Consider the following 14,177-nt stretch of genomic DNA (forward strand, 5'->3'; position numbering starts at 1 on the left):
GATATCGCCGAGCGACGGATCCCGCAGGATGGCCGGATCAGCCTGACCCTGGGCGGGAAACTGCTCGACGTGCGTGTGTCGACCTTGCCCAACCGGTCGAGCGAACGGGTGGTGATGCGGATATTGGACAAGGAGAGTGCGGGGATATCGCTTGATCTGCTGGGCATGTCACCGGGCACACATGATATTCTCACCGAGGCCCTGAGCGAACCCAATGGTATCATCCTGGTCACCGGGCCGACAGGCTCGGGCAAGACCACCAGTCTCTATGCCGGGCTCAAGCAGCTCAACGATGGCAGCCGCAATATCCTGACCATCGAGGATCCGGTGGAATATGCGATCGAAGGCATTGGCCAGACGCAGGTGAACGCCAAGGTCGGTCTGACCTTTGCCGCTGGACTGCGCGCCATATTGCGCCAGGATCCGGACGTGGTGATGATCGGGGAGATACGTGACAGAGAGACCGCCGAGATAGCGGTACAAGCCAGCCTGACGGGCCATCTGGTGCTCTCGACGGTGCACACCAATGATGCGGTGGGCGCGATCACCCGTATGCGCGATATGAAGGTGGAGCCGTTTCTGCTGGCCTCGACGCTGAGAGCGGTTGTCGCGCAGCGTCTGGTCCGCAAGCTCTGCCCGGAATGCCGCACCCCGATTCAGGCAGACGGCTCTCTGGCCTCGCTGCTCGGCTTTGACAATGGCACGGTGGTTTATCGCGAGACGGGCTGCGAGGCGTGCAACCAGACCGGCTTCCAGGGCCGTATCGGCGTGTTCGAGGCAATCCGTATCGACGACACGCTCCGCAAGCTCATCAATGATGGTGGGGATGAGGCAGCGATAACTGCACATGCATTCCGGAACCAACCCAATCTGGGGACAGCTGCAAGAGATCTTGTCCTTGAAGGTCTGACCACGGCCGAAGAAGCAATCCGGATATCGAGGCGCGAAAGCGAAGTGGCCGATGCCTGATTTCGCTTATGTCGCCATCGACCCGAAGGGCCGGGAAAAGACAGGACGACTGGCCGCTGCCAGCGATGATGCCGCGCGGGCGAAACTGACGGAGCGGAACTTCTATGTGGTCAGTGTGGAGGCGTCGCAAGGGAAACAGGCGAAGGCGTCTGGTGGGCTGCTGGGCCCGAAAAAGCTGAATGCCAAAGAACTCACATTGTTCACGCGGCAATTGTCCTCACTGGTGCAAGTCAGTCCGCTGGAAGAAGCGTTGCGGCTGATCGGCAATCAGAATGAAAAACCACACGTGCAGCAGCGGATCGCTTCGGTCCATGGCGGGGTGATAGAGGGGCAACGCCTGTCCGAAGCGATGCGCCGCGAACCGAAAAGCTTTCCACCGCTCTATCGGGCGATGATCGCCGCCGGGGAAAGCTCGGGCACGCTGCCCGATATCACCGAACGCCTGGCGGATCTGCTGGAGCGACAGGCGGAATTGCGTGGCAAATTGATCGGGGCATTGGCCTACCCGATTGTGCTGGCGCTGGTTTCCGTCCTCGTGGTTGCGCTTCTGATGATCGCGGTTGTGCCCAAGGTGGTCGAGCAATTTGATGATGTGAACCAGCAACTCCCTATGATCACGCGCATTGTAATTGGAATTTCCAGTTTTCTGGCAGACTATTGGTGGGCGATTGCCATTGTGATCGGTATCGCCTTGCTGATCGGCTGGCGCGCGCTCAAGGAGCCCCAGATCAAATATCGCTTTGATGGCTTTCTGCTCCGTCTGCCATTTTTCGGTCGGTTGCTGCGGGATTTGCATGCGGCGCGTCTGGCGCGGACATTATCGACCATGGTCGCGAGCCGTTTGCCGATCATCGAAGGTCTGCGGCTGACCACCAACACAATCAACAACAACGTGTTGCGCAAGGCGTCGGAAGATATGGTGGAAGCCATTCGTGGGGGCGGGAGCTTGTCCACAGCGCTCAAGAATACCGGCGTCTTTCCGCCGATGCTGGTCTATATGACGTCCAGCGGGGAAGCATCCGGACAGCTTGACGATATGCTGGCGCGGGCGGCAGGTTATCTCGAACGGGAATTTGACAATTTCAGTTCCACCGCCTTGTCTTTGCTTGAACCGATCATCATCGTGGCCCTTGGCGGGCTGGTCGCGCTGGTGATATTGGCGATATTATTACCGATCTTGCAGCTTCAGAATCTTGCCGGACTTTAGAGCCGGATAAAGGAATGGATATGACGACAGATATAGAAAATGCTGAAGAGGCTTCTGCACCGGAAGCAAAGCCCCGTAAAAAGCGCAATGGTTTCACGCTTGTGGAACTGATGGTGGTGATTTTCATTCTGGGCCTGCTGACCACCATCGTGGTGATCAATGTGCTGCCCAGCCAGGATCGGGCGATGGTCGAAAAGGCGCGAGCTGATATTGCCACGCTGGGCCAGGCACTGGAAATGTACCGACTCGACAATTTAAGCTATCCCGGTTCATCCGACGGGCTGCAGGCCTTGATCGCGCCACCGGCATCGCTGGTCAATGCAGCGCGCTACCGGAAAGGCGGTTATATCAAGAAGCTGCCCGAAGATCCGTGGGGACGACCCTATCAGTTTGACAATCCGGGCCGTCAGGGTCCCGGTTTTGATCTTTATTCGCTGGGCGCCGACGGGGCGCCGGGCGGTGAAGATGACAATGCCGATATATACGCTGAATAAGACCGGAAAGGCGTGAACATCCCTCTTCTTCTGGTCGCTTTTCCAACGGCGGATGACGAACCACTCTATTGGTGGCGGGTTGACGATGGCGTGGTGCAGGCGCGGGGCTGTGATTCCGACCCTTGGACCGCCTCGCACGCGGCTGGGCAGGATGATGCGCCATCGGATGTTTATATAGTCGCGATTGTACCGTCGCATCTGACCACGATCATCGGGCATGACGCCGTAAACGACGTAACCGATAGTCAGGGCCTCGCAGCGGCGATCATGGCTGCAAAAGCCCAAAGTCTAGACAGCGAAAATGCCCATATTGTGGCCGCAATGGACGGCACCGGCAGAGCGGTGACGGCAACGATCGGAGCGGATATTTTCTCCGCTGGCCTGACCCGATTAGAAGCGATTCATATCGACCCCGACGCGATCATCGCATCGGGCTGGCTGCTGCCGGTTGCCCAAGAGGGCGCAGTTGTAGCAGATTTTGGCTTTGATCGGGTCATTCGCGCGGACAATATTGTCGGGACCGATGATCCGGCACTTAGGGAGCTTCTATTTGCTGGTCAGGACATCGCGCCAATCATCGGTGACGATTTCGACGCGATGCTCACAGCCGCCTCTCAGAAAACCGAACTCAATTTCCGCAGCGGAACCTTCGCCAAAAAGACGCAGCGGGTGATGGACATGCGGCAGAAGCGCCGTCTTATCTGGATGGCTCTGGCGTTGCTGATCCTGTCTCTGGCGATCCCCTTGATACAGTTTGCGCAATATCATTGGGCTGCCAATGCAGCTGATTCGGCTGCTTTGACCAGCGCCGCTGCGGTGGTTGGAGAGGTTGATGATCCGGACAGCGCCGAGCGGGCGCTGGATGATCGGATGATTGCTGAAAACAGAGGGAATATCATGTTCCCGGTGCCAGCTTCGGCGCTTTATTCGGCCCTGCAGAACGTTCCCAATGTTTCCATAAGCCGCATGGCTTACGGAGAAAACGGGATTGTGTCGGCAACTTTGTCCGCGGTCCGCAACGAGGATATCAATCCCGTCCTGCTGGCGATGCAGGATGCTGGGTATATCATCACCGCAACACCGCGCACCGATGCAACAGGCTCGGCGCAGGCGGATATTACGGTGAGGGCGCCATGATGGAAAATGTCAGCAACTGGTTTGTCGGTCTTAGCCAACGGGAAAAAGCCCTTGTTGCTATCGCCGGCCTGCTGCTGGTCGCGGTGACCGGCTATTATGGCGTCATCAAACCTCTATCCGGAGCGATGGAGACTGCCGAAAAACGCTATGTTGATGCGGTCGAGAGACAGGGGCGGATCGATAGCAAAATCGCGGCGCTCAAACAGCCGCTTGGCGAAGAAACGGTCAAATATAGTGGCGCGATCGATTCCTTTGTCAGCCAAAGTGCGGGCGAAACCGGAATCGCAGTGGGGTCCATCACGCCACAGTCCGAAAACCGCGTGAATATGGTCGTGGAATCGGCCAAGCCTGTAGCTTTATTCGGTTGGCTGGCGCGGATCGAGCGGCAGGGGGTCTCGGTGGAGACTCTCAGCATCAGTCCGTCGGGCAATGAAGCAATATCGGCAACATTGACCTTGCGGTCACACTAGCTCAGGCTTTTGCTGTCGTCACTCGGCGGGTTCAATGTGACGCTGCTTGTCTGCAGGGAACATCACACCGCCATCATCTGCGGACATGACTTCGGGTTCAGCCGGCTTGGCCTTTGCGAGCTTTTGTTCTTTCAGGACCCATTCGCCTTTGCTGTTGCGAATATAGGCGGGCGCCCGCTGGACGTTCCAGACCAGACCCATTTTTTCCCAAAGATAGATGATCTGACCGTTGAGGTCGAATTCCCACCAGGCAATTTGCGATGATGCTGCGCGTGGATGCTGGTGATGGTTGTTGTGCCAGCCGTCACCGAAGGTCATCCAGGCCATGAACCAGTTGTTGCGCGATCCGTCGTTGGTGTCGAACCGCTGGGAGCCAAAGACATGGCCGATGCTGTTCACACCCATGACGAAATTGAGGAAGAAGAAATTGCGGAGCAGACCGCCGATCAGGATGGTCCCGACGATATGTTCCGGTCCGCCAAATGCCAGGGCCCAAAGCGCCGGCAAGATGATGACCGAGAAAATGGCAATCGACCAGCGATGCTTGTGGCACCACATGACTTGCGGATCGTCGATCAGACCTTTGCCGTACACCTTCATGTCCGATGTGGTATTGTCAAACAGCCAGCCAAAATGGGCAATGCCGAGACCTTTCCATTTCGACATTTTATTGCCGTGGCCGTCAATATGGGGACTGTGGAGATCGCCCACATCATCCGAAAAAGCATGATGGCGGCGATGGTCGGCAGCCCATTTCAGGACCGAATGCTGCGTGGACATTTGCGCCAATATGCCGATAGCCAGGCGCATCTTGGGTCCGGCTTCAAAAGCGCGATGCGTGAAAAAGCGATGATAGCCGATGCCCACGCCCATGTTGATCAGCACGAAGCCGAACAGAAATGCTGACCATTCTACCCATCCAGTCGACTGGGAGAGGGCCCAATATAGCGCGCCGATCGCGCCGAAGGTCATAGCAGACAGCAAAATGCCATATTCGATGCGTTTGGCCCGCGCGGCGGGGCCGCCGATAATGACACCATTTTGTGGATGTTTCTCAGCTGGCTGGAAACTTTCCGGCTGGAGGTCTTCAAATGCTGTGGCCATGGACAAAATCCTTCACACTTTACGCAGAAGGCTAGGATATCCGCTAAACACTATGATTACAAACCTCTTAACCATTTGAGCGCTTTTGTGGCACGAAAATGGCCGATGTAGTCAAGTTTCTAAACGAAATTGCGACAATCAACCGGGATTTCGGCGCAGCAGGCTACTCGTCGTTTAATCTGCCTTGGGTGCTTCTGCTCGTCCGTGGCGAGGCGCGTGGGCGTTCGGGACGCGGTTGCTGGGCGACTCTAGCAGGACGCGCTGCCGGCCTCCGGTCTGCGCGCTGTGGACGCGCTTGTGCTTGCTGACCTGCATTGGTTGGCCGTCTGCTGGTTCGGCCGCTTCTGTCTGCGGAGTTACGGTTTCCGCGCGCCGCTTGCCCACTGCCGCGTGCGACGCCGGTCATGTTGGAGCCGCCACGCCGCTCACCGCGTACGGTTTCGCCTTGGCGCGCGCCGGAATAATTTCTGCGTTCCGCTCTTCGTTCGCGGCGTTCTGCGCGTTGTTCGGGGGACAAGTTCGCACGATTTGCCCGATGTCCACGGCGGCTTTGGCGCGCCCAATATTGCGCCCGTTGACCGGCCCAGTGACGGCGATGATTGTCGCGCATGGCATGACGCTTGCCACCACGGTCGAAGATGTAAACACCATAGCCGGGATAATAATATTGATCGTACCAGCCGCCGCCATAGCCGATGTTCGAGAAGCCATAGCCATAGTCGCAGGCATAATAGTCATCAAACGGGGCATAGGGGTCACAGCCCTGATCATATCCATTGACATATCCGTCGCCATAATAGCCGCCGGCGGAACCATACATGCAGCCGCTCAAGCCTAGAACGGCGCCAGCAAGCACAGATGCTTTCAGCCATTTGGTGGTTATTTGATGTGCCATTGTCGATCCCCGTTTCGATTGCTGCGGCGATAGCTACTGCCGCTTTGTCGGCGAGTCTCGGCGCAAATTCATGATGACCCATTATCTAACGGATTGTGATTGAATAGCTTATGAATGGAGAGCCTTGCTGACATTAATGAAAGTAGCTAACAGGTGATATAAACCGCAGATCAGGAGCGATCCCTTGGCCACAGTTGCAGAAAAACCCCATGGATATCCCTTTGAGGAATCGGCTAACCCGCATTGGGTGAGACGTCCCAGCAAGGAAGAGCTGGAACATATTCCGGGGGAGGCCGGACTGCCGTTTCTGGGTTGTACGCTAGAACTTCTCAAAGATCCTGCGGCTTTTGGCAATCGGATGTTGGAACAATATGGATCGGTCTACCGTGCGTTCAGTTTTGGCGGATGGTCGGTCAATATGCTGGGTGCCGATGCGACCGAACTGATCTTGTTCAACAAAGACAAGATATTCTCGAGCGAGCAGGGCTGGGGCCCGATCCTCAACAATCTCTTCCCGCGCGGCTTGATGCTGATGGACTTTGAACGCCATCGGGCGGATCGAAAGGCGCTTTCCGTGGCCTTCAAGCCCGGACCTATGAAACACCATTGTCAGGTGCTCGGTGAAGGCATTTTGGAACGGGTCGCCGAGTGGGGCGGGAGCGAGTTTAAATTCTATCCGGCGATCAAGTCCTTGTCGCTGGACACCGCAGCAAGCGCGATCCTCGGCATTCCCTGGGGGCCGGAAGCGGACAAGATCAACAAGGCTTTTGTGGATGAAGTGCAAGCTTCTGTTGGTGTGGCACGCAAGCCTATTCCGTTCACAAAAATGTGGAAAGGCGTGAAGGCCCGTGAATATCTGTTGCGCTATTTTACCCCTCAGGTGGAAGAGCGTCGCGCCAGAGGCGGCGAGGATATTTTTACGCAAATCTGCCTGGCCACCCATGAAAATGGCGAATTGCTTACCGCAGATGAAGTCGTCGATCACATGAACTTCCTGATGATGGCAGCGCATGACACAATTACCTCATCGGCGACCAGTCTGATCTATTTGCTCGCCAAAAACCCAGAGTGGCAAGAGAAGGTGCGCGAAGAATGTCTGGCGGTTGCACCGGCCGGAACCGCGCTTTCAATGGAACAATTGGGCAAGCTTGAGCTGACCGAAATGGCCTTTAAGGAAGCGCTGCGACTCATCCCGCCGGTGCCTTCTATGCCACGCCGGGCGATCAAGGAATTTACCTTCCGCAACTATACGATTCCGGCGGGCACCAGTGTCGGGATCAGCCCGAGCTTCGTGCACAAGATGGAGAAGCACTGGCCCGATCCAAACAAGTTTGATCCGTTGCGCTTCACGCCGGAAAATAGCGTCGGCCGTCACAAATATGCCTGGGTGCCCTTTGGCGGCGGCGCGCATATGTGTCTGGGCCTCCATTTCGCTTATATGCAGATCAAGATATTGATGCACGCGATGTTGACCCAGAACCGTGTGGTGCTGCAAGGAGGACCGGACTATGAACCGCAATGGCAGGTCTTCCCGATCCCGCAGCCCAAAGATGGATTACCGGTCCGGTTGGAAGCGCTTTAGCTAGCGATCGGGACAAAGGATAAGAATTAGATTTCTCCGGGGGCGGAGAGGAAAAGCACAGGGGAAACATCATGAAAGCATTTCGTATCGTCACCATATTGGTGGGGTTGATCTCGATATTCCTGGGCGCAACCGGTGTGCTTTTCGGGGCTGTCGAACATTCCGGTGGTGCCGAAGTCGCTGCGGCGCTGGACAACCAATATCGCTATCTTGCCGCTGTCTATGTTGCAGTCGGGCTGATGATCTTATGGTCTTCGGGCGATGTGAAAGGCCGGGTAGCCGCGTTGCGTTTCGCGATGCTGGGCTGGTTTCTCGGCGGCTTAGCCCGCATTGTTTCTTGGTTGACCGTTGGTGAACCTGCCAGCTGGCAAGTGAGCGGGATGGCAATTGAACTGATCGTGCCGGTGGTTCTCGTGCTATGGCAAGAGCGGGTGATCAGAGCCTGACCGGCTTTGCCTAGCCAAACCATCGCGGAAATTTCCGCTTGATCAGGGTGACCAGCACCGGGTCCATATAGCGGTAATCATCCGCAATGCCCAATATGTGGAGGTCTTTGTCTTTGAGCTGGGCCCTGAATTTTTGCGTGACCTTCTTTTGATGTTGGCGTTCCATAACGTAGATGGCATCGGCCCATTCTATCAGATCGCCCGATAGCGGTGTCTCGGAATCATTATTGGTCCCCGCTGAAATGGCTTCAACGCCGTCAATCCCGTTTAGCACAGCCTCGGCTGTGGGGCTGCGCAACTTGTTGCGGGAACAGATGAACAAGAGACGCGTTGGAAGAGCGCTCACTTGGCAGTCTGTGATGCCAGCATATCCTTCAGATAGCCGCCGGTATAACTGCCCTTGACCTTGGCCACTTGTTCCGGCGTGCCTTCTGCGACAATTTCACCACCACGCACGCCGCCTTCAGGACCAAGGTCCAGAATATGGTCAGCGGTTTTTATCACATCGAGATTATGCTCGATCACCACCACGCTATTGCCCTGTTCGACCAGTCTGTGCAGCACTTGCAACAATTTGCGGACATCCTCGAAATGGAGACCGGTGGTCGGCTCGTCGAGAATATAGAGCGTTTGTCCGGTCGAACGTTTGGACAGTTCCTTGGCGAGTTTTACCCGCTGTGCCTCGCCGCCGGAAAGCGTCGTGGCCTGTTGCCCGACCTTCACATAGCCGAGACCCACTTCGTAGAGCATCGCCATCTTGTCGCGGATCGGCGGCACCGCTTTGAAAAAGCTCACCGCATCTTCGACCGTCATGTCGAGGATATCGGCGATGGATTTTCCCTTGAACTTCACCTCGAGCGTTTCGCGGTTATAACGTTTGCCGCCACATTCCTCGCAGGTCACATAGACGTCGGGCAGGAAATGCATCTCGATCTTAATCAACCCGTCACCACGGCACATTTCGCAACGGCCGCCCTTGACGTTAAAGCTGAACCGGCCTGGCTTGTAACCGCGGACTTGTGCTTCGGGGAGACCGGCGAACCAGTCGCGGATATTGGTGAAGGCACCGGTATAGGTGGCCGGGTTGGATCGCGGGGTGCGACCAATTGGCGACTGGTCGATATCGATGACCTTGTCGCAATATTGCAGACCGGTGATCTTGTCATGCTTCCCGGCAATCATCCGCGCGCCATTGAGCGTCCGTGCCGCCGACGCATACAGCGTATCGATGGTCAGCGAACTTTTGCCCGAGCCGCTTAGTCCCGTCACACAAGTGAATGTGCCGAGCGGGATGGATGCCGTGACATTTTGCAGATTGTTGGCGGTCGCTCCGTGGACCGTCAGCTTCTTGCCATTGCCCTTGCGGCGCTTGGCCGGAACTTCAATCTCTCGTGTCCCGTTGAGATAGGCTGCGGTCAAAGATTTTTTCGACTTCAATATCTGTTTCAACGTGCCTTCGGCGACCACTTCGCCGCCGCGCACACCCGCGCCCGGGCCCATGTCGACCACCCAGTCCGCGGTGCGGATGGCATCTTCATCATGTTCCACTACGATCACCGTGTTGCCAAGATCGCGCAATCGTTTCAGCGTGGTCAGCAACCGGTCATTGTCCCGCTGATGCAGGCCAATGCTGGGCTCATCGAGGACATAGAGAACGCCGCTGAGTCCCGATCCGATCTGGCTGGCCAGACGAATGCGCTGGCTCTCGCCGCCGGACAATGTTCCGCTGGTGCGATCGAGATTGAGATAGTCCAGACCGACATTGTTGAGAAACCCTAGCCGCTCGATAATTTCCTTGAGAATAGGTTCGGCAATTTGGCTCTGTGTTTTGTTGAGCTTGGCACCCAGCGTTTCAAAAAAGGCCAAGGCATCGCCGACGCTGCGCCGGGTGGAAATACTAATATCCTCGCCCGCGATTTTGACCGCCAGTGCTTCGGGCTTCAGCCGCGCGCCGTCACAGGTCTCGCAAGGGGCGGCCGCTTGAAATTTGGCGAGCTCTTCCTGCATCCATGCGCTCTCGGTTTGCAGCATCCGTCGTTTGAGATTGCCGACGACTCCTTCGAATGGCTTTTTCACTTCGTAGGATTTTCGTCCGTCCTGGAACCGCAGCGTGATCGGCAGCCCCTGCGTGCCATTGAGGATGACATCTTGATGATGTTCGCTCAGTTCATTCCACGGGGTATCGAGTTCAAATTCGAAATGCCGCGCGAGACTGCCCAGCACTTGCATATAATAAGGCGAGGGCGGGTTGGATTTCGCCCATGGCACCACGGCGCCCTTCTTGATGGTCAGCCCAGGATTGGGGACGATCAGCTGGGTGTCGAAGTGGAGCTTTTCGCCAAGCCCATCACAGGAAGGGCAAGCGCCTTGCGGGGCGTTGAAGGAAAAGAGACGCGGCGCGATTTCTTCAATGGTGAAACCGCTGACCGGGCAGGCAAAGCGTTCGGAAAAAACGATCCGGTTCGGCGGCAGGCCGGTGCCTTTCATTTTCTTGCTTGTCGGTTCCGGTTTGAAATTCGCGTTGGTCTCTGCGACGTTAGATCCTTCGCCGGATTCTGGACCAGCGGCAAGAGCCTCCTCAACCGTCCCATCGGCCAGATCGATAAAGGCCAGCCCATCGGCCAGCCGCAGTGCGGTCTCGAAACTGTCGGCGAGCCGCTGTTCCATGCCTTCGCGCACGACCAGCCGGTCAACCACGACTTCGATGTCATGCTTATATTTTTTGTCGAGCTTTGGCGTTTCCTCGATGTCGTGAAATTCGCCATCGACGCGAACCCGCGTGAAGCCGGCTTTCTGCCATTCGAGCAATTCCTTGCGATACTCGCCCTTGCGGCTGCGGACGACGGGCGCGAGCAGGAAGAAGCGGGTTTTCTCGGGCAGGGTCATTACCCGGTCGACCATCTGTGATACCGTCTGCGCGGTGATCGGCAGGCCGGTGGCTGGCGAATAAGGCACGCCAGCGCGGGCCCAGAGCAGGCGCATATAGTCATAAATTTCGGTCACCGTCGCGACGGTCGAGCGCGGATTGCGGCTGGTAGTTTTCTGCTCGATCGAGATTGCGGGCGATAGACCCTCGATATGTTCGACATCGGGCTTCTGCATCATCTCCAGAAACTGTCGCGCATAAGCGGACAGCGATTCGACGTAGCGCCGCTGGCCTTCTGCATAGATGGTGTCGAACGCGAGCGAGCTTTTGCCGGAGCCGGACAGGCCGGTGATCACGATCAATTTCTCGCGCGGAAGCTCAATATCGACGCCTTTGAGATTATGCTCGCGGGCACCTTTTACTTTTATGTGGGTCAAACTCATGCGCGTGCTTTGCCGAAGATGCCGGAGAGAGTCCAGCGGGTCAAAAGGACAGGGTGGTTTGTGCTATATGTTCTGTTTATGTTCGCATTGCAAGTCCGGAATGGTCAACGCACCGGGAAAGCCACTATGTCGATAGATTGCTATGCTCTTTGTTTATCTATCGCGTCTGTTTGCTTTAAAAGTCGCCCGATAGCGCTCAAAGAACCCGACCATTTCCGGTGACCGCTTGCTCTTCATGTCGCAGAAAAATTTGCGGTTCCATCCCTTGGCGGTACCCAAGTGGATCATCGCGTAAACATAGGCGAGCAACCCCGCCGAAAAGGCAAAGGCGGCGCCCATGCCAGCCGCTGCCCAGACCACTGCTGCTAACAGCGGATAAGCCAGCACCGGAAAGCTGATCGCTTTGCGATAGTTGAATATGCCTTTGCTTTCCCGTGTTGGCAGGCCGAATTTCCCGACCAGGGTGGAGGTGAAGGGCAGGCGGTTATGGATGATCGCCGCCGGTATCTTGACCCACCATGGAACGGGCGCGAGCATGATCGTTGCGAGTGCCAGCAGCTCGAAAAACGGATAGCGAATGACCAACAGTGCCAGGACTTTATAATCGTGATATTGTTTGGCCGTATGGTCGATGAGTTCGCCAATGCCTTCGACCGCATAGCAGCCCTTCTCGCGGAAGCGGAACACATTGTTGGGCGCCATATAATAGCGCATCAGGCCTATCTTTCCGGGCATGTCAGCTCGCGCGGGGCGGATATCGAGCAGCTTGGCGACTTCATCTGTATAGGTGCCATACCAGACCAGATGATCCGTCTTTTTCTCAGGCCTGTTGGCATAATAGGTCGCATTATACTTCGCGATCCGCTGGTCGATATTGCCATTGATGCTGTCGCGAAAGTCCGGATCCGCGATCATCCGGTGGACCAGCAGGCATTGCATTTCGCTGATATTGTTGAGGCCGCCGGTGAAGGGGCGGGTGAAGCCGATCGTGTAGATATTGTCGAGGTCGGGTGAAACCACGCCCATATATTGCTCGCGGGTTTTATAGGAGAAGGTCTCCACGTCGCTATCACCATATATCCGGATCTCGGGAATGGCCGGTTCTTCCTGATCACCGTCGATGATCATATCGAAGGTCGCGCGTTCGCCGCCCTCGCTGATCAGCTTTGCATCATGATCGATCATGGCCGCCGACTTGTCCCAAAGCTTCACATGGCCATGTTCGAGGAAGAAAGGCAGGTCGTTGATCAGATAGCCATCGCTGATCTTCTGTTCCAGCGTCTCCTCGCAATAGAGTTTATACACATCGATCGGCCAATATTTGATCGCGATATGGCCGTTTTCGACCGGTGCCTTGGCTTTGAAAAAACTACGGATATCCTTGTTTGGCCGGATGCTCTTGGGATGGCGGACGCCCAGGCTGTTGCGGTCGAACAGCTTGGCAAAGCCATGGTGGATCAAGCCATGGATATAGCCGCCATCGATAAAGGCACGATAGCTCCATTTGCTGACTTCGGAGAAATTGTGACATTCCAGCTGATCGAGCGGTACGAAGCGCGGACCATCGTCGAACGGGGAGAAGGTCGCGAACATCTTGTCGAGCATGATGAAGCCATTGGTGATCAGATGGACCTGCGCGCCATAAGCGACCAGTTTGGCGATCAACAGATTGGCGCTGTCGCCGGTGGAGGTGATCGCCACGCTCTTGCCCGCCACGCTTTCGTCGATGGCAATCTGCTTCAGATTGCTGTTCATTTTCCGCCGGAAAGCCGTGGCAACAACGACATGTTTGGCGCGGAATTGCTTGCCGTTCTCGAGATGGACGATGCTGTGATCGCCATGATTGTCGATATGGCCGACGCGCCCGTTGTGGATATGGTCGGCGTAGCGCGCGGCATATTTCTTGTGGATCGCGTAAAATTCGCGGGCAGTGGGGAAGCCATCGGAAAAAGCTTCGCCTTGTTCCTTGAGCATATCGACCAGTTCGAAGGAATAGACACTGCTCTGCAGAGAACTGACCAGATCGAAATCCAGCGCGTCGGCGGCTTCCAGCTGCTGCCAAATTGGGGTCAATTCAGAAACCATCAGCCAGCCAATCCCGCTGGCATCCAGTTCACGGATCAACGGCATGGTTGAAAACCCGCCACCGACGATCAGGACATCAATCTCCTGTGTTTGAACCATATTGCTCCCCGCGGCGATCCGGCGCTTGTGCCATTGGTAACCAGACGACGGAATAAAACAACGCTCTTTTGGTTGCGGCGGATATCAGAAATGGCAGCAGCATGTTCGGTAACATGCAGAATAGGCCATCGTCTTGCCTATTGATCGACGGATAAATGGCGTTGGTCGAATGGAAAGCGGCGCAGCGCCTTGCCGTGGTAAACCGCGAGCAGCTCCTTGATGATCTTGCAAGCATGTCTGCTAACGGATCCGATCGAAGCTCAATCACAGGGGGGATGGTGTCAGATTGCCGATCCGCAAAATGTTGGCCCGGGAAGATTGCCTACCGCATGGGCGAGCTCCGACTCCCGGAACAGCAGGCCGAAAGCCCACCCCTTACC

12 protein-coding genes are annotated in these 14,177 nt (G+C 56.3%); 7 read left to right on the forward strand and 5 right to left on the reverse strand.

Features of this window, described 5'->3' with window-relative positions:
* The 5 genes from ABJV08_RS05635 to gspM all read left to right on the forward strand — a co-directional run.
* The coding region (locus ABJV08_RS05635; protein WP_348174925.1) for an ATPase, T2SS/T4P/T4SS family at window positions 1-969 on the forward strand (969 nt) is incomplete at its 5' end.
* Window positions 962-2,176, forward strand: a complete 1,215-nt coding sequence (gspF, locus tag ABJV08_RS05640) for a type II secretion system inner membrane protein GspF (protein ID WP_348053244.1) — start codon at window positions 962-964, stop codon at window positions 2,174-2,176. The genes ABJV08_RS05635 and gspF, both read left to right, overlap by 8 nt.
* Before the next feature lie 20 nt (window positions 2,177-2,196).
* A complete protein-coding gene (gspG, locus tag ABJV08_RS05645) occupies window positions 2,197-2,670 on the forward strand; it encodes a type II secretion system major pseudopilin GspG (protein ID WP_348053246.1) in 474 nt (157 codons plus the stop codon).
* Between the two features lie 12 nt (window positions 2,671-2,682).
* Entirely contained in the window at window positions 2,683-3,807 is a 1,125-nt protein-coding gene (locus tag ABJV08_RS05650) for a hypothetical protein (RefSeq protein ID WP_348053248.1), read from the forward strand.
* A complete protein-coding gene (gspM, locus tag ABJV08_RS05655) occupies window positions 3,804-4,277 on the forward strand; it encodes a type II secretion system protein GspM (protein WP_348053251.1) in 474 nt (157 codons plus the stop codon). Before ABJV08_RS05650 ends, gspM begins: the two co-directional genes overlap by 4 nt.
* 18 nt (window positions 4,278-4,295) lie before the next feature.
* On the opposite strand, the gene ABJV08_RS05660 is transcribed toward gspM, so the two are convergent.
* A complete protein-coding gene (locus ABJV08_RS05660; protein WP_348053253.1) occupies window positions 4,296-5,381 on the reverse strand; it encodes an acyl-CoA desaturase in 1,086 nt (361 codons plus the stop codon).
* A gap of 163 nt (window positions 5,382-5,544) precedes the next feature.
* Complete coding sequence (locus ABJV08_RS05665; protein WP_348053255.1) at window positions 5,545-6,276, reverse strand: hypothetical protein; 732 nt, start codon at window positions 6,274-6,276, stop codon at window positions 5,545-5,547.
* Between the two features lie 184 nt (window positions 6,277-6,460).
* On the opposite strand from ABJV08_RS05665, the gene ABJV08_RS05670 reads away from it, so the two are divergent.
* Both ABJV08_RS05670 and ABJV08_RS05675 read left to right on the forward strand, forming a co-directional pair.
* Window positions 6,461-7,858: a cytochrome P450 gene (locus ABJV08_RS05670; RefSeq protein ID WP_348053257.1), complete on the forward strand. Its 1,398-nt coding sequence runs from the start codon at window positions 6,461-6,463 to the stop codon at window positions 7,856-7,858.
* A gap of 71 nt (window positions 7,859-7,929) precedes the next feature.
* Window positions 7,930-8,304, forward strand: coding sequence for a DUF4345 domain-containing protein (locus ABJV08_RS05675; RefSeq protein WP_348053259.1), 375 nt, complete (start codon window positions 7,930-7,932; stop codon window positions 8,302-8,304).
* 10 nt (window positions 8,305-8,314) lie between these two features.
* Here the strand turns inward: ABJV08_RS05675 and ABJV08_RS05680 are convergent, their stop codons facing one another.
* The 3 genes from ABJV08_RS05680 to ABJV08_RS05690 all read right to left on the reverse strand — a co-directional run bounded on the left by ABJV08_RS05680 (window position 8,315) and on the right by ABJV08_RS05690 (window position 13,797).
* Window positions 8,315-8,650: a phosphotyrosine protein phosphatase gene (locus ABJV08_RS05680; RefSeq protein ID WP_348053261.1), complete on the reverse strand. Its 336-nt coding sequence runs from the start codon at window positions 8,648-8,650 to the stop codon at window positions 8,315-8,317.
* Window positions 8,647-11,613 (reverse strand): excinuclease ABC subunit UvrA, encoded by a 2,967-nt coding sequence (uvrA, locus tag ABJV08_RS05685; protein WP_348053263.1) that lies wholly within the window; start codon window positions 11,611-11,613, stop codon window positions 8,647-8,649. Before uvrA ends, ABJV08_RS05680 begins: the two co-directional genes overlap by 4 nt.
* 153 nt (window positions 11,614-11,766) lie before the next feature.
* Window positions 11,767-13,797 (reverse strand): hypothetical protein, encoded by a 2,031-nt coding sequence (locus ABJV08_RS05690; protein ID WP_348053265.1) that lies wholly within the window; start codon window positions 13,795-13,797, stop codon window positions 11,767-11,769.
* Window positions 13,798-14,177: the final 380 nt, after the last annotated feature.

The organism is Parasphingorhabdus sp., assembly GCF_039982395.1.
In the GTDB taxonomy this organism is placed as follows: Bacteria; Pseudomonadota; Alphaproteobacteria; order Sphingomonadales; family Sphingomonadaceae; genus Parasphingorhabdus.